The following is a 19,119-nucleotide window of genomic DNA, read 5'->3' on the forward strand; positions in this document are numbered from 1 at the left end:
CGTTTTAACCAGCCCGAACGGGCTTGGAAAGGACCGCTTTAAAAGAAGCTTTGGGGGTCGATATCAATCTGTAATCGCAGGTCACCTTTTAGCCGCACAGGCCGGATCCATTCCGACAATGCGCCTTGCAAGGCCACACCCTTGGGCGCCTTCACCAGTAACCGCACGCGGTGCCGTCCGCGTATTCGCGCGATGGGGGCAGGTGCAGGGCCGTAGACTTGCGCACCGACGCGCTTCAACGCCCCGTCATTGCGCGCCAGCGCGTTACCCAAATCGAACACCGGCCCGACTTCCGGCCCTGACAGGATCACCCCCGCCATGCGACCGTAAGGCGGCATCCCCGCCTGTTCCCGCTCCGCCGCTTCGGCGCGCCAGAACGCTTCTTCGTCGCCGATCAGGATCGAGGTGATCACCGGATGCTCTGGCTGAAAGGTTTGCAGCAACGCGACTCCGCGCTTTTCCGCACGTCCGGCCCGCCCTGCCACTTGGCGCATCAACTGGAACGTCTTTTCCGCGGCCCGCAGGTCGGAGCCTTGCAGACCAAGATCGGCGTCAATGACGCCCACCAGCGTCAGATGCGGGAAGTTGTGCCCCTTGGCCACAAGTTGCGTGCCGATAATGATATCCGCACCACCTTCGGCAATATCCTCGATATGCGCTTTCAATTCGCGCGATGTGCCATAAAGATCCGACGACAGCACCACCACACGCGCCTCAGGAAACAGCTCGGCCAACTCCTCGCCCATCCGCTCCACGCCGGGGCCGATGGGGGCTAACCGGTCCTCCGCCTCGCAGGACGGACAAGCGGTCGGCATCGGCTTCGTCTCGCCGCATTGATGGCACATCAGGCGCTTCAAGAACCGGTGCTCCACCATCCGTGCGTCGCAATGTTCACACACGATCTGATGCCCGCACGCCCGACACAACGTCATCGGCGCGTAGCCGCGGCGGTTCAGGAACACCAGCGACTGCTCGCCCAACTCGATCCGCTTGGCGATCTCGCGCTGCAAGGTCGGCGACACCCAGCGCGATCCGGGCAGGTCTTCGCGCCGCATGTCGATCGCGCGCATTTCCGGCAGGACGGCATCGCCGAAGCGCGACGTCAGCTCGACCCGCGCATATTTGCCAGCCTCCGCGTTGGCCCATGTTTCCAGCGACGGGGTGGCCGAGGCCAGCACCACCTGCGCCCCGCACAAGGACGCCCGCAAAACCGTCATGTCACGGGCGTTATACAACACGCCGTCCTCTTGCTTGTAGGAGCTGTCATGCTCCTCATCCACGACGATCAACCCAAGGTCGCGATAGGGCAAAAACAGCGCGGAGCGCGCGCCCACGATCAATTCTGCCCCACCATCCGCGACCATGCGCCAGACGCGGCGGCGTTCTGTCATCGTCACGCCAGAATGCCATTCGGCAGGGCGTGCGCCGAAGCGTTCTTCCACGCGGGTCAGGAATTCCGAGGTCAGCGCAATCTCTGGCAGAAGTACCAAGGCCTGCCGCCCGCGGCGCAAGCAGGCTGCGACGGCTTCAAGATACACTTCCGTTTTACCCGACCCCGTCACGCCTTTAAGCAGTGTGGTCGAATACCCCTCCCGATCAAGTGCCGCTACCGCAGCCGCCTGATCTTCGGTCAATTCCTTGCTGGGGCGCGACGGGTCAAGCTTCATGAAGGGTAAATCGCGCGGGCTGTCTTCCTCGCGCACTGCGCCTTGCGCCGCCAATCCCTTGACAACAGACGTCCCGACGCCCGCCTGCTCGGCCAGCTCTTTCAACGTGAAGGACAGCCCGCCAAACTCTTCCAGCACAGCCAGCACTTTCTCGCGGGCGGGGGTCATGCGGTCGACCTTGCCTGAGCCCATGCGAAACACTTTGCGCATCGCGGGCGGGTCACCCAATCCCGGCGAGCGTGTCGCCAGCCGGACCATCGCATGCAACGGCGTCAGCGTGTACGCCCCCGCGCGGGTCAGAAATTCCTTCATCTCGTCGCGCATGGGCGGCACATCCAGCACCCGAATGACCGAGCGGACCTTTGCGTAGTCGAAATCCCCCTTGCCCGACCCCCAAACGACACCAAGCACTTTGCGCGGGCCAAGCGGCACTTCGACGAACGCGCCCAGGTGGCAGCCGCCTTCGGGCGCTTTGTAATCAAGCATGCGGTCCAGAGGCTGGGTGGTCACGACCCCCACCAAATCGCCTTCATGGAAAAACCCGCTCACGACTGCCCTTTCACCGTTTGCCCTCACCTACAGAACTGAGGTAAAGCCACACTTAACCAGAGCAACCGCCCACTGAAAGGTATTCCCATGAAATTCTTCGTAGACACCGCCGAAATCGACGACATCAAAGAACTGAATGCCTTGGGCATCGTGGACGGGGTCACCACCAACCCGTCGCTGATCGCGAAATCCGGTCGTGACATTCTGGAAGTCACCAAAGAAATCTGCTCGATTGTTGATGGTCCCGTTTCCGCAGAGGTGGTTGCGCTGAACGCTGACGATATGATCGCCGAGGGCCGCAAGCTGGCAAAAATCGCGGACAATATCGCCGTGAAAGTGCCGCTGACATGGGACGGGCTGAAAGCCTGTAACGTACTGACAAACGAGGGCCACATGGTCAACGTCACGCTCTGCTTCTCGGCCAACCAAGCCCTGCTGGCCGCAAAAGTCGGCGCGACCTTCATCTCGCCCTTCATCGGTCGCCTTGATGACCTGAACCTCGACGGCATGGAGCTGATCGCGGACATCCGCAACATCTACGACAATTACGGCTTCGAGACGCAGATCCTTGCCGCCTCCATTCGCTCCGCCAACCACATGTCCGATTGTGCAGCCGTTGGCGCGGACGTGGCGACTGCGCCTCCCGGCGTGATCAAGAAAATGGCAGACCATGTACTGACCGACAAAGGCTTGGACGCGTTCATGAAGGACGTGGCCAAGGCGAACATCAAAATCGTCTAAACGCCACCGAAATCCTATGTTAGAAGGCCGTGTGTTCACCCCGAACACGCGGCCTTTCCTTTAGGAGTATTTATGAGCGGACTACTTGCACTACTCGACGACGTTGCTGGCATCGCCAAAGTCGCGGCGGCCTCGGTTGACGATGTCATGGGGCAAGCCGCCAAAGCGGGGGCCAAAGCTGCCGGTGCGTTGATCGACGATGCGGCGGTGACGCCCAAGTATCTGCACGGGTTCGAGGCGTCGCGCGAACTTCCTCTCGTCTGGCGTATCGCCAAAGGGTCGCTCAAGAACAAGCTACTTTATCTGCTGCCTATCGGATTGTTGCTATCGAACTTTGCCCCGTGGTCGATCACGCCGCTGCTTATGCTTGGCGGTGGGTATTTGTGTTTCGAGGGGGCCGAGAAGATCGCTCACCTGTTCACCCATGACGATCACCACGCGGACCAGCCGGAAGACCTGCCAGAAGACCCTGCCCATCTTGAGGAAGAAAAAGCCGCCGGCGCGATCAAGACCGACTTCATCCTATCGGCTGAAATCATGACCATCGCGCTGGCAGAAATCCCGCCAAGCTCGCTGGCGATGGAGGCCGCAACCCTGTTTGCCGTCGCTGTCGGCATTACTGCGTTGGTCTACGGGTCCGTGGGGTTGATCGTTAAGGCCGACGATATCGGCCTGACCATGGCGGAGCGCGGACGCCTCTCGGCAACCCGCTCTCTGGGGCGCGGCATCGTAAAGGCTATGCCGGGCTTCCTGCAAATGCTGCTTGTCGTGGGCACCGCCGCGATGCTGTGGGTCGGCGGCTCTATCGTAATCCACGGCTTGGACAGCCTCGGGTTTAGTTGGCCCGAGCATATAATCCACGACATTTCCTACGCCGCGGCCGATGCTGTTGGTGCCGCCAAAGGTGCGGTGCAATGGATCACCAAGGCCACCATGGATGGCGTCTTCGGCCTTGCACTTGGTTTGGTCCTGATCCCCATCGCAACCAAAATTCTGATCCCGACTTGGGGGGCCATACGCGGGAAATAACCGTTAGGTGCTTTGCCGCTGGACCATGCCTGCGCCCTGCCCTAGCGTCGCCCGAATGAAGCTCTCTCCCACGACCCTCGGCCCGCTGTTTGCCGCCATAGCTGTGACGCTGTTCTCGTTGAACGACGTCACTATGAAGTTCCTGTCGGGCGGCTATGCGCTGCATCAGATCGTGCTGATCCGCTCGATCGTCGGCATGGCTGTGGTGATGCTGTTCATGGTGCCGTTTCAAGGTGGGTTTGCAGCGATCAAAACACACCGCATCGGGGCGCAGATGGCGCGTGCGGGCATGGTGTTCTTCGCTAACATGACCTTTTTTCTGGGCCTCGCCGCACTGCCACTGGCCGATGCCGTGGCGCTGTTCTTCGTGTCGCCCTTCGTCATCACCATATTTTCAGTGCTGTTTCTGGGCGAAACCGTCGGCGCACGCAGATGGGGCGCGGTTGCCGTGGGACTGATCGGCGTCCTCATCATCCTGCGCCCCGGCACGTCAGCCTTCCAGCCCGCGTCGTTGCTGCCCATCGCAGCCGCGTTTGGCTATGGTGGTCTGCACATCATGACCCGCTATTTGCGCAACACCGAGACCACCGTATCAATGGTGTTCTACATCCAGTTGATGTTCATCCTAGCAACCTGCGCCTTGGGTCTGCTCATGGGGGACGGCAAGTTTGCCACGACGGACAACGCCTCGCTGGAATTCCTGTTCCGCCCATGGGTCTGGCCCGAGCCGAGCGACCTGCCCTATATCCTGGTCCTGGGCCTGTTCGCGTCGGTCGGTGGCTACTTCATTTCGCTGGCCTACCGCATGGGAGAAGCGGCCTTGGTCGCACCGTTTGAATATCTGGCGCTTCCTCTTTCGATCATTCTCGGGATGTTGTTCTTTGATGAATGGCCCGACGCGGTCGCTTGGGCAGGTATCGCGCTCATTTTGGCGTCCGGCCTGTATACTGTCTGGCGGGAGCATCAACTGGCCAAGCGGCAAACCCCAAAACGTCAGGGCTAGCATTCTTCAAGGTGCTTCCCATTTGCGACACCTTCCCGCTCGCGCAATCTGAGCGTGGAAAAAGCCTATTCCATGGGCTATAGTCCCACAAAACAAGGCCCTAACCAAAGGCAACGAGCATGATTGAGCAGGCCGAAGTGCTGGACGCGCTGCGCAACAAAATCCTGACTGATCCGGAAGTTATTCTGGAAGATCAAGACCTTATGCGGGCCTTGATCGACGCGAACGAACGCTCACTTGGCGGGAACATCGTAGACCTTCGCGGAATCGCGATGGAGCGTTTGGAGAGCCGTCTTGACCGGCTTGAAGACACGCACCGCTCGGTAATTGCCGCAGCCTACGAAAATCTGGCCGGCACCAACCTCATTCACGGGGCTATACTGAAGGTGTTGGAGCCGACGGATTTCCCTGCTTTCCTGACAAGCCTGTCCAGTGACCTGCTTGAATCGCTGCGGGTGTCACGCCTGCGCCTGATCCTTGAATCCAAAGAACATGATAGCCCGTCCATCGGTTTCGAGGATGTATTGTCCATCGTGGAACCCGGCGTGGTCGACCACTACATCACCGCAGGCCGGGACATTCCCGTTCGCCCTGTGAGCTTGCGTCAGGTCTCGCCCGCGTCCGAGGACGTGTATGGCGACAACGCCGCCTACATCAAATCCGAAGCCCTGCTGCGCCTCGATCTGGGCGAAGGCCGCCTGCCGGGCTTGCTGGTCATGGGGTCCGAAGATCCGCACCAGTTCCGGCCCAATCAAGGCACTGACCTGCTGACCTTCTTCGGGTCCGCCTTCGAGCGGGCAATCAAGCGCTGGCTGGCATAATGCTGATCTCACCCGCCTGCCGCGACGCGCTGGAGGGGTGGCTCATTCATCGCAAATCGCTTGATGGCGTGGCCGCAAACACCATCGAGGCCTATCGCGGCGACGTGTTGGGGTTTCTCAACTTCATCACTGCGCATTTTGGCGACAGCACCGGATTGAAACCGCTGCAACGCGTCAAACCCACCGACATGCGCGCGTGGATGGCGCATGAGCGTAAGCGCGGCGTTGCGGCAAGGTCTTTGGCACGCGAACTGTCCTCCGTCAAAAGTTTCTACCGCTGGTTGGCGGAACGCGAAGGGTTCGAGCCCACCGCCGTCCTCGCGACACGGTCTCCGAAGTTCCAAAAGAAGCTACCGCGCCCGCTGGCCGTAGATGCGGCCCGCGCGATGATCGACACCGTCGAGATACAGGCCAGCAAGGACTGGATCGCGACCCGGGACGCCGCTGTGCTGACATTGCTTTACGGCTGCGGATTGCGGATTTCCGAAGCCCTTGGCCTGACCTTCGCGGATGCGCCGCTGCCGGAAGTTCTGCGCATTGTCGGTAAGGGCGGCAAGGAAAGGATTGTTCCCGTCATTGCCCCCGCCCGCGTCGCGGTGGACCGCTACCTTCAGGCGCAACCCCACCCGATGCAGCCCGGTGATCCGCTGTTTCGCGGTGCGCGCGGCGGGGCGCTAAGCCCGCGCCTGATCGCGAAGGCGATGGAGAGCGCACGGATGCAACTGGGCCTTCCCGCGACTGCCACGCCACATGCGATGCGCCATTCCTTCGCGACCCACTTGCTGGAGGCGGGCGGCGACCTGCGCGCCATTCAAGAACTGCTTGGCCACGCATCGCTTTCCACAACCCAAGCCTATACCGCCGTCGATACGGCACGGCTGATGGAAGTCTATGACAACGCCCATCCGAAAGGGTTGAAGCACGGGTAAACCCTTCAAAGCTTCACGCCTTTGTGTCTGATCGTTTGGAAACTTGTATTGGCAGAACCGGCCCAACCCTGCGACAAACTGTCCAAGTTTTGAATTTTGGGAGACACAAACACATGACCATCCGCACCTTCGTCGCCGCCGCGACTACGGCAACCGCCTTACTGGCCACAGCAGCAAGCGCCGCTGATTGCGCTGTCGACGTCGAAGACCCGTTCGACCTTGAAGCCGCCCAAATCAATGAAATCTACGACTGCCTGAAAGACGCAATGGCCGAAGGCTACGCCAAGGAAGGCGACGAGGTCGCATCGAGTTTCCGGTCCTGGACCGTCACCTCTACCCGTCCCGCCGTCGCCGGCGCGCATGGCAACCGGCTGCTACAAACATTCGCCAATGACATCGCAGCCGAGCAATATCTGAAATTCGCCGAAGAGGGTGTGAAAATGCCCGTAGGCTCTGTGCTGGCAAAAGAGTCGATCACCATATCTAAAAAGAAAAAGCAGGCCCGCGTTGGCCCGCTCTTCATCATGACCAAGATGGAGGACGGGGCGATCCCTGAAACCGCGGATTGGCTTTATGCGGGCATCCAGCCCAATGGCAAAGTCATGAAGATCAAGCAGAGCTTCTGCCATGATTGCCACGCAAGCTACGCTGATCAGGATATGCTCGCCTACCCCCTCGAAGAGGTGCGGGTCGGCAACTAGGCACGAATAAACGAACTTCTGGAAAGGCGCGGTCGAATGGCTGCGCCTTTTCTTATGTAATTTGACGGGTCGTTAGACTTTACAATTTACGTCACTTTGGGCCATGAGGGGCAATGACACCTCAGATCAAAGCCCTCTCCGTCCATTTTCTGACTGCCACCGGAGCCGTTTTCGCCATGTTGGCGATGCTCGCAGCCGTAGAGGAAGAATGGGCACTGATGTTCGTCTGGCTGGTAGTCGCCTTTGGCGTAGACGGCATCGACGGGCCTATGGCGCGCAAATATAACGTCAAACTATTCGCCCCGCAGTTCGACGGCGTGCTGCTTGATCTGATCATCGACTACCTCACCTACGTGTTCATCCCTGCGTTCGCGTTGTTCCAGTCAGGCATGTTCGAGGGTTGGACGGGTTGGTTTGTCATCATCGTGATCACCTTCGCGTCCGCATTGTATTTCGCCGATACGCGCATGAAAACTAAGGACAATTCATTCTCCGGTTTTCCCGGATGCTGGAACATGGTCGCCCTTGTAGTATTCGCCTTACAGCCAAACTTCTGGATCATTCTGGTGCTGGTCACAGTGCTGGCCATTTCCATGTTCGTACCGTTCAAATTCGTCCACCCCGTCCGAACTGAGCGTTGGCGCAGCATCACTCTGCCAATGGCACTGGCGTGGACGTTCTTCGCAGGCTGGGCCGCTTGGGTGGATTTCGACCCGCAAAGCTGGGCGCATTGGGGGCTGATCGTAACGTCGATCTATCTGCTGTTTGCAGGCGTTGCCCAGCAAGTGTTGTTTGGCAAAGACGGCTAGATCAGCAGCGACGCCGCGCCTTCAAGCTTCAACAACTCGATCTTCGCCTCGACCCCGCCCGCACCTGAAAAGCCACCCAAACCCGTGGCCCCCAAGACGCGGTGACAGGGGATCAAGATGGCAATCGGGTTCGCGCCGCAGGCCTGCCCGATCGCCTGAGCCGACACGCCCAACTCCGCAGCCAAATCGCCATAGGTGCGCGTTTCGCCATAGGGGATTGCACCAAGGGCCGCGTAAAACTTCTGTTGGAATTCGGACCCGCGCGGCTTTAGTGGCAGATCAAACTGCTGCCTACTTCCGGCGAAGTATTCTTGCAGTTGGGCGACCGCGTCTCCCAGCACACCTGTTTGCACTATGTCTCCGGAACTATCCCACTCCAGCTCCACAATCGCACCGTCCCGCTCAATTAGAGTGATCGGTCCGACGGGGCTCTCAAGCCGTGCTCGCGCCCCGTCGCTCATTGCTTACTCCAACGCCCTGTCGCAGCGCTGGCACACACCTTCATGAGTGTGTGTCCCCACATCCGGCAGGATCTTCCAGCAGCGTTGGCATTTGTCGCCATCCGCCTTGTCGAACACGACAGAAACGCCGTCAGTATCCTCCAAAGCGAACGCACCGTCCGGTGCCGCATCCGTCGACACCGTGATGCCGGAGGTGATGCACATATCGTCGAAGTTCACCGTTTTCAGCACCTCCGCGGCGTCAGCACCGACAAACACAGTCGGGGCTGCTTCCAGTGACGAGCCGATGACCTTGGCCGTCCGCTCGACTTCCAAAGCACCCGTCACCACGCGGCGAACTTTGCGCACAGTGGCCCATTTGGCGGCCAGCTCTGCATCACGCCACGCAGCTGGCGTTTCCGGAATGTCAGTCAGGTGAACTGACGATTCATCGCCCGGAAAGCGTTCCAGCCAGATTTCCTCGCAGGTGAACACCAGCACTGGCGCAAGCCACGTGGTCAGGCGATGGAACAAGATGTCCAATACCGTGCGCGCAGCACGACGGCGCGCGGTATCGCCGTCGCAATACAATGCGTCCTTGCGGATGTCGAAATAGAACGCCGACAGGTCAACCGTGGCAAAGGTAAAGATCGCTTGGAACACGCCTTGGAAATCGTATTTAGCGTAACCTTCGCGCACCACTTCGTCCAACTCCGACAGGCGGTGCAGCACCCAGCGCTCCAGCTCTGGCATATCCGCAGGCTCGACCCGATCCCCTTCGGTGAAGTCGTTCAGCGAGCCCAGCATATAACGCATCGTGTTGCGCAACCTGCGGTAGCTGTCAGCCACGCCTTTGAGGATTTCATCCCCGATGCGTTGATCCAGCGTGAAGTCCGTCTGTGCCACCCAAAGACGCAGGATATCGGCGCCGTATTGCTGCACGATCTTTTCGGGCACGATGGTGTTGCCGATGGACTTGGACATCTTCATGCCCTTCTCGTCCAACGTGAACCCGTGGGTCAGCACGCCGCGATACGGTGCATGCCCGATAGTCCCGCACGCCTGCAACATCGACGAATGGAACCACCCGCGATGCTGGTCGGTGCCTTCCAGATACAGGTCAGCCATGCCGTCCTCGCTACCATCCTCACGGTCGCGCAAAGTGAACGCATGGGTGGAGCCGGAATCAAACCAAACGTCCAAGATGTCCATCACTTGGTCGTAGTCGTCGGGGTTGACGATGCCGCCCAGAAACCGCTCCTTTGCGCCGTCCTTGTACCACGCATCCGCGCCCTCGGCCTCGAAGGCCTCCAGCACGCGGGCGTTCACGTCTTCATTGCGCAGCAGGAAGTCGTCGGCATCCGGCAAAGCGCCCTTCTTGGTAAAGCAGGTCAAAGGAACGCCCCACGCCCGCTGACGTGACAGCACCCAGTCAGGGCGCGCCTCAATCATCGAGAACAGGCGGTTGCGGCCTGTCTGCGGTGTCCATGTCACCAGCTCGTCGATGCTGCGCAATGCACGCTCGCGGATCGTCTTGCCATAGGTGTCCTGCCCGTCACCGACCTCCTTGTCGACCGCCGCGAACCATTGCGGCGTGTTGCGGTAGATCACCGGAGCCTTGGAGCGCCACGAATGCGGATAGCTATGCGTCAAACGCCCGCGTGCCATCAGCAGGTTACCCGACGCCAACACCTCGATCACCGCCTTGTTCGCGTCGCCCTCTTTGCCGTTGGGCTTGAGGATACGTTTGCCACCAAACAGCGGCAGGTCGGCACGGTAAGAGCCGTCTTCCAAGACGTTGTAGGTCATCGGCAGGCCGAATTTCAGACCGATCTGGTAGTCGTCATCCCCGTGCGAAGGGGCCGTGTGCACGAAGCCCGTACCGGCGTCCTCAGTCACGTGATCACCCGGCAGAAGTGGCACGTCATAGTCCCACTCGCCCTCGCCATCCGGCACGCCGCGCAGCGGATGCTTCAGTGTCAACGCTTCCAGTACCGCAGGCGACGCATCCCGCAGGCGCTGGAATCCATCCACACGCGCTTGACCGAAGATATCTTCCGCCAACGCATCCGCCATCAGGTATTTCTCGCCAATCTTGGCCCAGTTGTCCTCGGCGGCCTCGGTCACCTTATACAGCCCGTAGCTGATCTTCGGCCCGAAACACACCGCACGGTTTTGCGGGATGGTCCATGGCGTCGTTGTCCAGATCACCACATTGGTATTGGTGAACTCTGCGCCGATCTCTTGCGCGGCATTGGCAGTCTTGCCCTCGTCGCCACCGGTGATTTCAGCCACCAACGCCTCGGTGCCAACCAGACCCACAACAGGAAACTTCACCCAGATCGTGTGCGACTGGTGGTCGTGATATTCAACCTCCGCCTCGGCCAGCGCCGTCTTTTCGACAGGCGACCACATCACCGGTTTGGAGCCTTGGTACAGCGTCCCGGTCATCAGGAACTTCTGGAATTCCTCCGCGATCACCCGTTCGGCGTGGTAATTCATCGTCAGATACGGATCATCCCAGTTGCCCGTGACGCCCAGACGCTTGAACTCCTCTCGCTGGATGTCCACCCAGCCTGCCGCAAACTCGCGGCATTCCTGACGGAACTCCACCACGTCCACGGCGTCTTTGTCTTTGCCTTTGGAGCGGTATTTCTCTTCGATCTTCCACTCGATCGGCAAGCCATGACAGTCCCAGCCGGGGATGTAGCGCGCGTCGCGACCCATCATCTGCTGCGAGCGGACGACCATGTCCTTCAGGATCTTGTTCAGCGCGTGGCCAATATGCAGATGCCCGTTGGCATAGGGAGGGCCGTCATGCAGCGTGAAAGGTTGGCGGGTCTCGGCTTTCGCCTTCTCGCGCAGCTTCTCGTAGACGCCAATCTTAGCCCAACGCTCCAGCCAGCCCGGCTCGCGCTTGGGCAGGCCCGCGCGCATCGGGAAGTCGGTTTTCGGCAGGTTCAGCGTGTCTTTGTAGGAAATGGTCTCAGGGGTGTCGGCGCACATGTCAGGCGTCCTTTGTCGTCGAATTTGCAAATCGGAGTGGGGTCGGTGCGAGCATCTCAAACACCTTTGCCCGGCGTCTCATCTGGATCAGAGCGCCGGGGATATAATTCGAATAATGACGCGAAGATAGGTCATGGGCTTTCTATAGCGCTGCTGCGCGCGCTGGTCCATCGCCTTATTGCAGCGCAGGTGATCGCCCGTCAGCGGGGGCTTCACGTCTTTTGAACGGGTTTCTCACACGCTGATCTGGCGGGGGCCGCTAGAGTGTCGTCACTCCCCAATATCCCTTTTCACCCCTCACCTACCCGGAGGTCACTATGTTTAAGACACTTCTTTTCGCAGGTCTGACCACCTTGATCGCAACAGGCCAATTGGTTGCAGGACAGCACCTTTCGCCAAACGGCACAGAGTTAGGGACCGTCTCTGGCGGCTCCAATGACTACCTGTTCCTCAAGTCCCCTCGCGAAGGGGCTGATGTCACGCTGACCATTCGCCCGGTCGCCGGACAGGCCTTTCCCAACGAGATCGAACGCATCAATCCCGGCACCTCTGCACTGGCGGACGAGTTGAAGATCAACTGGTATGCCCAAGCCAGCTGTAGCGAAGGCATCCAGCAACTGCGTTCGGCAGGCCCCGGAGGCACCTCCGTGCAAACCATCAACGGAAGCCGCAACGCCATCGCTGGCCGCAGCAATATCCAGAGCTTTGACGTGGAGGCGGTAGACCGTGTGTGTATCCGCTGGGCAAAAGCCATGATTGCGCAATGCGGTTGGCCAATTGAGCAAGGGGCCGATTGCAGATTCGAGGAGACCTTCTTCTACGATGCAACCACACCGGTTCCACGTAGCAGCCCCGTGCGTATCTCGGGCAGTTGTGTGAACAGCCAGTTGCCCACGACCGACTATTATGGACGTCTGACCTTGCGCTGCGCCTTCGAGTAACCGCGACTCCTACAATCCCGGCGGGCATCTATTGGCAGGCTGCCCGTTAGGCTTGCGCGCCCCCGCTAGGCGGGTTCGTCCTGCACGTTTGCGGCCTCTAAGCCCAGCAATCGCGCCAATGCGGCACCCTGCCCGCTGACATCTTCCAGACTGTAGCCGTCCAGCACGGTAAAGAATGCCTCCTGCGCTTCGGCCAATGGCCCGCGCAGCCCGCAGGCTGGCGTGATGGCGCAAGCCCCGTTGCCCGCAAAACACTCCGCGACAGACAGATTTCGCGTCAGGCTGCGCACCACGGCGCCGATGCGAATCTCGCCAGCGGGCTTGGCGAGGCTCAAGCCACCCGCGCGGCCACGGGTGGACAGAACGAATCCTTCGCTCACCAATGCCGTCGCCACCTTGGAGAGATGATGCTCCGACAGCGAAAACTTCGCGGCAATTTCCGCGACCGACGCTCTGCGCGCGCCGCACAATCGCAGATAGATCAAGGCGCGAAGCCCGTAGTCGGTGAACTTGTCCAGTTGCATGCGACATAATTAGCATTTGTAATGCGCAATTAAAAGCGTTAGATATTGCGCATCTCAAATGCCCATTAAAGGGAATATCCGATGTCCGTAGCCACCACCGCCGAGAAGATCGCCGAAATCCTGCTTTGGCCGGGCACCAAGATTTGCCAGTTTTTCGGTATACAACCCACTGATGACGCGGGCTTGATCCGCTCCATGTTCAATATGCTGGTGTACCTATGCATTCTGCTTCCAATCGTATGGATCGTTCTTTGACCGCTCAGCCGCCCCGTTTCGACATCACGCCTCACCAGATCGACCAAGTGGTCACCAAATTCTACGCAAGGGTCCGCGCCGAACCCGTGCTTGGTCCCGTGTTTGCGGCGCACGTTCCTGACGATGGCTGGCCTGCCCACGAAGCCAAGATCGCCAGTTTCTGGCGCAACGCTATCCTGTACGAGCGCAGCTATGACGGGAACCCGATGCAAAAGCACATGGCCGCGCGCGATGTGCAAGGCGAGCATTTCCCCCGTTGGCTGGCCCTGTTCGACACGGTCCTCGCGGCAGAGCTGCCACCGCAGATAGCACTCGCCTTTTCGACCCTTGCTCACCGCATCGCCCGTGGATTGCGTATGGGCGTTGAAGATCTACGGGCACCCGTTGGGGCACCACCCAGCCTTTGACTGCGGTCATTTAGCTCATGACGCCAGCGGCTTAACCGCCTAAGTTCACCCTCATGAGTTACAACATCGCTATCGCCGGTGCAGGCATTGGCGGCTTGACCGCCGCCGCCCTTCTGGCCCGTCAGGGTCATACCATCACCGTCTTCGACCAATTCGATACGCCCCGCCCTGTGGGGTCCGGCCTGGTGATCCAGCCCGTCGGCCAAGCTGTACTGGACGAGATCGACGCAGGTGAAGCCGCCCGCGCCAAGGGTAATGCAGTGCGCCGGATGCTCGGGCATGAAGCAGACAGCGGACGCCGCGTCCTCGATGTTACTTATGACCACGACCCGAACGGTATCCATGTCGGCCTTGCGATCCATCGCGCCGCGCTGTTTGACGCCATATTGCAATCCGCGCTCGAAGCTGGAGTTGCCATCAAACCATCCCATCAGGTCACCGCGCTGAGGGACCGCCACCTCTCTTTCCGCTCCCATGATCCTCAAGGTCCGTTCGATCTTGTGATCGACAGCTCCGGCGCGTCCTCGCCGCTCTCCCCCATTCAGGCAAAACCGCTGCCCTATGGCGCAATCTGGGGTACCGTTCCGTGGCGCGACTGCGGCCTGCCTCAAGATCAGCTTACCCAAGTCTATCGCCGCGCCGACCGGATTATCGGGATCATGCCCTCCGGCACATTGCCCGGTTCCGACATCCAGCAAGCGGCCGTTTTCTGGTCCATGCCGCGCGATGCGCATGATGCATGGCGCGCCGCCCCGCTTTCGGTTTGGCAGGCAGAAGTTGCGCGGCTCTGGCCCGACGCTGCTCCGATCTTCGAGCAGATCACCAACCACGACCAAATGACCATGGCCCGCTACGCCCATGGCACCTTGCGCAAACCCTATGGTGACAACCTCGCAATCATCGGCGACGCCGCGCACAAGGCGTCCCCGCAGTTGGGTCAAGGTGCGAATATGGCAATGCTCGACGCGTCGGCGTTGGCGAAGGCCATCGCGCAGCATCCGCTACAAGACGCCCTGCCCGCCTACGCCATGGCGCGGCGCTGGCATGTGCGTATTTATCAGGCGATGTCATGGGCCTTCACGCCGCAATATCAGTCAGACAGCCGCATCCTGCCCGCGTTTCGTGATCATCTGTTGTTCCCAATCAGCCAATTTGGCCCGGTGCCACGCCTGCTGACCCGCCTTGTGCGCGGCGACATGATCCCGCCCATGGCCTCGCTCACCCCGCGCGACTAACCTGTCGGGAAAAGCCCAGTCAACGCGCGGCGCACCAGTCCTGTCACTGACGGGCGGTCTTGTGTGGAATACGGCAGCGGGCGGCACACATCCATAGCGGCAACCCCGACGCGCGCCGTCAACGCGCCGTTGATCACGCCCTCGCCAAAGCGGCGTGACAGCTTGGACAACACGCCCCCACCAGCGATGGAGCCAATCAGATCGTCGCCCACAGCCACGGCCCCCGTGGCCACCAGATGCGTCAGCACGGCGCGCGTCAGCCGCCAGCTTCCCAGCGTGCCGGAGCGCCCGCCATAAATCTCTGCAATCCGCCGGATCATTCGCAGGTTCGATGTTAAAGCCGCCACCAGATCGGCCAGCGCCAGCGGGACAATCGCCGTCACCGTGGCCACCTGCCGCGCTGCCGCCTCGACTTCCAAACGCGCCAGCGCGTCCAACGGGGCCAGCAATTGCGTCTCCGCCTCGCCCAGCACTGCATCCGCGTCAAACCCGTCTCCGTCGCGCGCGCTCACCGCGGCACGGCCCGCTTCCAACTCGGGACGGTTCGCATACAGCGTCATAAGTCGCCCCGACACCGCGCGGGAGGCCTTCAGGTCGCCTGTCGCCAACGCCGCTTCCGCGTCTTTGCGCAGCCCGTCGATCTTTTTCAATCGACCGATGGCCAGCCATTCCTTGCCCGAGATCAACAACAACGCGAAGACGAACAATCCCGTCAAACCAAGTGCAATCATGCCAAGAACAGGGCTGCGTTCGATCAATCCGTTCACGAAATCCCAAGCCGCAACGCTCGCCACAAAGCTCACCAAAGCCACCGACGCCGACCAGAAAAACTTCGCCAAGCGCGACGGCCTGCGCGCCGCCAAGGCCGCGACGGATTGCATAGCGCGCCCTTGCGGTATCTCGTCGGCAATCACCGGTGCTGTCGCGGGGGTGATCTCGGCAGGCTCGTCCAGCTCGATCAATACGGGGCGCTTGCTCATCTCAAACGGTCTCCAATCAGGAATTCTGCGGCGCGGTCCAACCGGATATGCGGCGGCCCTTCACCCGGGGCCAAATTCAATTTTGCAGGGGCAAAATTCATCACCGAGTATTCCCCGTCCAGCCAGCCTTGCGCCCCATCACGCGCAGCCCCGATTATCTTGGCAGGGTCCGACGGCAACTCTCCGGGATAGAACGCCGCCTGCTTGCCCGTGTCCACCAAGCGCCCGCGCACCACATCCAGACCTTGCAGATGGTCCTCCGTCGTCGCCCTGAGTGCGGCAATCGACATGGCTTGTGTCTTGGCCCCCGCGAAGTCCGCACGGTCCCGCGCCTCGCGTAACAGCGCTTCCATGATCGCGGTCAAACGCCCGTGTTGTGAGTGATGCAAATGGTCTGCTTTGGTCGCCGCAAACAGGATTTTCTCAACCCGCTTGCCAAATAACAATTGAGACAGCCACGCATTGGCACCGGGCCGGAACGCCCCCAGAATATCCGCCATCGCGTTGCTCAGATCATCCACAGCCTGCGGCCCCGAATGGATCGCGCCCAGCGCATCTACCAGCACCACCTGACGGTCAATCCGCGAGAAGTGGTCGCGGAAAAACGGCTTCACGACCTTGGATTTATACGCCTCGAACCGCCGCTCGAACTCGCGATACAACGATCCGCGTTTCGTGACCTCCGGCACAGGCATCGGCGCAAAGGTCAAAACCGGAGAGCCTTCCAGATCACCCGGCAACAGGAAGCGCCCCGGGGTGTAATCCGAATACCCAGCTTCCCGAATGGCCTGCAAATAAGCGGTATATGCTTCGGCAAACCGCTTCGCTTGCGGCTCGTCCAGCTTCACACCGCCATCGGTAGAGCGCGCCAAAGCCACGAATGCAGCCCCTGCGTCCCGACCGTCAGCGCGGGTCAAAGCCTCTTCCGACCACTGCGCATAGCTCTTGTCCATCAGGCCCAAATCCAGCAGCCATTCGCCGGGGTAGTCCACGATATCCAAATGCACCGTGCGCGGACCGGACACCATGCCCATAAGCCCCGTCGGCTGCACGCGCATCGACAGGCGCAGCTCGGAAATAGAGCGCGTCGACACAGGCCAATGCGGATCAGCCCCCGTCAGCGCGGCGAGATGCGTCTCGAAGTCAAACCGCGGGATCGTGTCATCCGGTTGCGGGTGCAAATACGCGGTCTGGATGCCGCCATCCGCCGCCGCCCGAAGCTGCCCCATGCGGGCGCGATCCATCAAGTTTGCGATCAGCGAGGTGATAAACACGGTCTTACCCGCGCGACTCAACCCCGTCACGCCCAGCCGGATCGTGGGCTCGAACACCCCCGTCACAGACTGCGTCGCGCCTTCCACCGTGCGGCCTATGCCGTCAACAATATCGTAAAGTATCAAGTCTGCCCCTCGGGTTGTTGATCCCTACATAGGGCGCGCAATGCGCTATGTGTAGGCCCTTGGCACCGCGCCGCAGTCAGGCTACCTGTCGGCCATGCCCCGTTACGCGCTCAAAATCGAATATAACGGCCAGCCTTACAATGGCTGGCAACGTCAGGATGGCCAACCCACCGTGCAAGGGGCCATCGAAGACGCCTTGCGCAAATTGCAGCCCGATTTCGAGAAGATTGCCGCCGCGGGGCGCACGGATACGGGCGTGCATGGCTTGGCGCAGGTCGCCCATGCGGACATGACACGCGACTGGGAAGTCTTCCGCCTGAACGAGGCGCTGAACTACCACCTGAAGCCGCACCCGATTTCGATCCTAGAAGTTGTGCGGGTTCACGACGACTGGCACGCCCGCTTCGACGCCACTGAACGGCGCTATTGGTTCCGGCTGCTCTACCGCCGCGCCCCCGCGACGCACGACAAAGGCCTTGTCTGGCAGGTCAACTACCCGCTGGACATCGCCCTCATGCGTGAGGCCGCGCTGCACCTTATCGGGCAGCACGACTTTACCACTTTCCGGTCGTCGACCTGTCAGGCGCTGTCGCCCGTCAAAACCCTCGATGCGCTTGAAATTGAGGAAATCGCCATCCCCTATGGAGCCGAATACCGCTTCTCCATCCGCGCCCGCAGCTTCCTGCACAATCAGGTGCGCAGCTTTGTCGGCTCGCTGGAACGTGTCGGCTGCGGCTCTTGGCAGCCAATCCAGATGAAGCATGCATTAGAAGCTGTTGACCGCGCAGCCTGCGGGCCGGTTTGTCCGGCGAGCGGTTTGTATTTGGCAGGTGTCGGCTATCCGAGCGATCCGTTCACACTTTCAGCCCAACCGCCCCGCAGCTAACTTGCGGTGCGGCGTTTTTTTAGGGCCAGTTGGTCGTCGAGTTCATCGGTGTTCAAGTCAATCAAATCCTGCTGGCAGCCCGCTACATAGCGCTTCAGCATTCCGGTATAGAAGCTGAGTTCTTCTTGTTGATCCGCCAAGCGCTTCAGACGTGCTTCAATCACACCGCTATGGCTTTTCAGAATATCGCGGGACGACGGCTCGGAGAGCGAAATCAGGTCAAATATCGGGGAGACGATATCGCTCAGAACTTCGACCGCAATCCGCTCCCTGACTGTGGCGGAGGGCAAGTCGGCAGATGGCAGGAAACAAAGTACTCTGTTCATGTCCCCGACATGCCGATCGAAACTAAGCCTCACACTTCCCGGCTCATCGACCCCGTGCGCAGGGTCGATGCGCAGGCCGGACACGCCGACCCTCGGAAGGAAGACCTCGAAATCCGGTAGGGTGATTGGCTCGCTTCCAATTTTTTGTGTGTTCAATACGGCAAGAAACCGGTCCGCGAACTCGGGTACGAGAACGCTTTCGATCGTCCGGCTCGTGTCGAAGAAAAAGCTGCTGTGCATCCCACCTGAAATCAGCTGGATGGATCGGACCCGATAGGTCGTATCACAGTATTTTGTTAGCGCAATCGTAACGCTGTCACTCGACATCAAGCCAAGGGATTTTGCCGTAGACATTGGGGGCCTCAATCTAGCGAAAGGGTACAAAAAACAAACTGGTTAAAATCGGCTAAGATCCGTTATTGCTTCGTAAAGACTGCGCCCAAATAGTTAACAAATCCTTTACAGCCGTT

The 19,119-nt window shown here is 60.2% G+C and carries 19 protein-coding genes; 12 read left to right on the forward strand and 7 right to left on the reverse strand.

Annotated features, from left to right (window positions below):
- Positions 1-38: 38 nt before the first annotated feature.
- A complete protein-coding gene (locus tag BDE40_RS09955) occupies positions 39-2,216 on the reverse strand; it encodes a primosomal protein N' (RefSeq protein WP_134014412.1) in 2,178 nt (725 codons plus the stop codon).
- Between the two features lie 87 nt (positions 2,217-2,303).
- Between BDE40_RS09955 and fsa the strand changes: the two genes are divergently transcribed.
- The 7 genes from fsa (at position 2,304) to BDE40_RS09990 (ending at position 8,249) form a co-directional block, all read left to right on the forward strand.
- Positions 2,304-2,957, forward strand: a complete 654-nt coding sequence (gene fsa, locus BDE40_RS09960; protein ID WP_073142522.1) for a fructose-6-phosphate aldolase — start codon at positions 2,304-2,306, stop codon at positions 2,955-2,957.
- Between the two features lie 72 nt (positions 2,958-3,029).
- The gene (locus tag BDE40_RS09965; protein ID WP_134014413.1) at positions 3,030-3,986 is read left to right on the forward strand and encodes a DUF808 domain-containing protein; all 957 of its coding nucleotides are present in this window, start codon (positions 3,030-3,032) and stop codon (positions 3,984-3,986) included.
- Between the two features lie 55 nt (positions 3,987-4,041).
- A complete protein-coding gene (locus BDE40_RS09970) occupies positions 4,042-4,989 on the forward strand; it encodes a DMT family transporter (RefSeq protein ID WP_134014414.1) in 948 nt (315 codons plus the stop codon).
- Positions 4,990-5,108: 119 nt separating this feature from the next.
- Positions 5,109-5,810 carry a DUF484 family protein gene (locus tag BDE40_RS09975; RefSeq protein WP_134014415.1) on the forward strand — a complete coding sequence of 234 codons (702 nt, stop codon included), beginning with the start codon at positions 5,109-5,111 and terminating at the stop codon, positions 5,808-5,810.
- Complete coding sequence (locus tag BDE40_RS09980) at positions 5,810-6,739, forward strand: tyrosine recombinase XerC (protein WP_211342422.1); 930 nt, start codon at positions 5,810-5,812, stop codon at positions 6,737-6,739. Before BDE40_RS09975 ends, BDE40_RS09980 begins: the two co-directional genes overlap by 1 nt.
- Before the next feature lie 113 nt (positions 6,740-6,852).
- On the forward strand, positions 6,853-7,440 hold the full coding sequence (locus BDE40_RS09985) for a cytochrome P460 family protein (protein WP_134014417.1): 588 nt from the start codon (positions 6,853-6,855) through the stop codon (positions 7,438-7,440).
- Positions 7,441-7,553: 113 nt separating this feature from the next.
- Entirely contained in the window at positions 7,554-8,249 is a 696-nt protein-coding gene (locus BDE40_RS09990; RefSeq protein ID WP_134014418.1) for a CDP-alcohol phosphatidyltransferase family protein, read from the forward strand.
- On the opposite strand, the gene BDE40_RS09995 is transcribed toward BDE40_RS09990, so the two are convergent.
- Both BDE40_RS09995 and ileS read right to left on the reverse strand, forming a co-directional pair.
- The gene (locus BDE40_RS09995) at positions 8,246-8,710 is read right to left on the reverse strand and encodes a methylated-DNA--[protein]-cysteine S-methyltransferase (RefSeq protein WP_134014419.1); all 465 of its coding nucleotides are present in this window, start codon (positions 8,708-8,710) and stop codon (positions 8,246-8,248) included. The two genes, BDE40_RS09990 and BDE40_RS09995, sit on opposite strands and share 4 nt — an antisense overlap.
- A 3-nt stretch (positions 8,711-8,713) precedes the next feature.
- Complete coding sequence (gene ileS / locus BDE40_RS10000; protein WP_134014420.1) at positions 8,714-11,695, reverse strand: isoleucine--tRNA ligase; 2,982 nt, start codon at positions 11,693-11,695, stop codon at positions 8,714-8,716.
- A gap of 317 nt (positions 11,696-12,012) precedes the next feature.
- Here ileS and BDE40_RS10005 point away from each other — a divergent pair, with 317 nt between their 5' ends.
- Positions 12,013-12,636, forward strand: a complete 624-nt coding sequence (locus BDE40_RS10005; protein WP_134014421.1) for a hypothetical protein — start codon at positions 12,013-12,015, stop codon at positions 12,634-12,636.
- Positions 12,637-12,701: 65 nt separating this feature from the next.
- Here the strand turns inward: BDE40_RS10005 and BDE40_RS10010 are convergent, their stop codons facing one another.
- Positions 12,702-13,160: an Rrf2 family transcriptional regulator gene (locus BDE40_RS10010; RefSeq protein WP_134014422.1), complete on the reverse strand. Its 459-nt coding sequence runs from the start codon at positions 13,158-13,160 to the stop codon at positions 12,702-12,704.
- A gap of 81 nt (positions 13,161-13,241) precedes the next feature.
- On the opposite strand from BDE40_RS10010, the gene BDE40_RS18215 reads away from it, so the two are divergent.
- Genes BDE40_RS18215 through BDE40_RS10020 form a run of 3 tightly spaced genes read left to right on the forward strand, consistent with a single transcriptional unit; the run spans position 13,242 to position 15,057 of the window.
- The gene (locus BDE40_RS18215) at positions 13,242-13,415 is read left to right on the forward strand and encodes a hypothetical protein (protein ID WP_162848068.1); all 174 of its coding nucleotides are present in this window, start codon (positions 13,242-13,244) and stop codon (positions 13,413-13,415) included.
- Positions 13,400-13,822: a group III truncated hemoglobin gene (locus tag BDE40_RS10015; protein WP_134014423.1), complete on the forward strand. Its 423-nt coding sequence runs from the start codon at positions 13,400-13,402 to the stop codon at positions 13,820-13,822. Before BDE40_RS18215 ends, BDE40_RS10015 begins: the two co-directional genes overlap by 16 nt.
- 53 nt (positions 13,823-13,875) lie before the next feature.
- Positions 13,876-15,057 (forward strand): FAD-dependent oxidoreductase, encoded by a 1,182-nt coding sequence (locus BDE40_RS10020; RefSeq protein ID WP_134014424.1) that lies wholly within the window; start codon positions 13,876-13,878, stop codon positions 15,055-15,057.
- Here BDE40_RS10020 and BDE40_RS10025 read toward each other — a convergent pair.
- Positions 15,054-16,037, reverse strand: a complete 984-nt coding sequence (locus tag BDE40_RS10025) for a YcjF family protein (protein ID WP_134014425.1) — start codon at positions 16,035-16,037, stop codon at positions 15,054-15,056. The genes BDE40_RS10020 and BDE40_RS10025 overlap by 4 nt on opposite strands.
- Complete coding sequence (locus tag BDE40_RS10030) at positions 16,034-17,437, reverse strand: YcjX family GTP-binding protein (RefSeq protein ID WP_134014426.1); 1,404 nt, start codon at positions 17,435-17,437, stop codon at positions 16,034-16,036. Before BDE40_RS10030 ends, BDE40_RS10025 begins: the two co-directional genes overlap by 4 nt.
- A gap of 94 nt (positions 17,438-17,531) precedes the next feature.
- Between BDE40_RS10030 and truA the strand changes: the two genes are divergently transcribed.
- Positions 17,532-18,323, forward strand: coding sequence for a tRNA pseudouridine(38-40) synthase TruA (gene truA / locus BDE40_RS10035; protein ID WP_134014427.1), 792 nt, complete (start codon positions 17,532-17,534; stop codon positions 18,321-18,323).
- Here the strand turns inward: truA and BDE40_RS10040 are convergent.
- Positions 18,320-19,003: a hypothetical protein gene (locus BDE40_RS10040; RefSeq protein WP_134014428.1), complete on the reverse strand. Its 684-nt coding sequence runs from the start codon at positions 19,001-19,003 to the stop codon at positions 18,320-18,322. The genes truA and BDE40_RS10040 overlap by 4 nt on opposite strands.
- Positions 19,004-19,119: the final 116 nt, after the last annotated feature.

This window comes from Litoreibacter halocynthiae, assembly GCF_004365635.1.
Lineage (GTDB): Bacteria > Pseudomonadota > Alphaproteobacteria > Rhodobacterales > Rhodobacteraceae > Litoreibacter > Litoreibacter halocynthiae.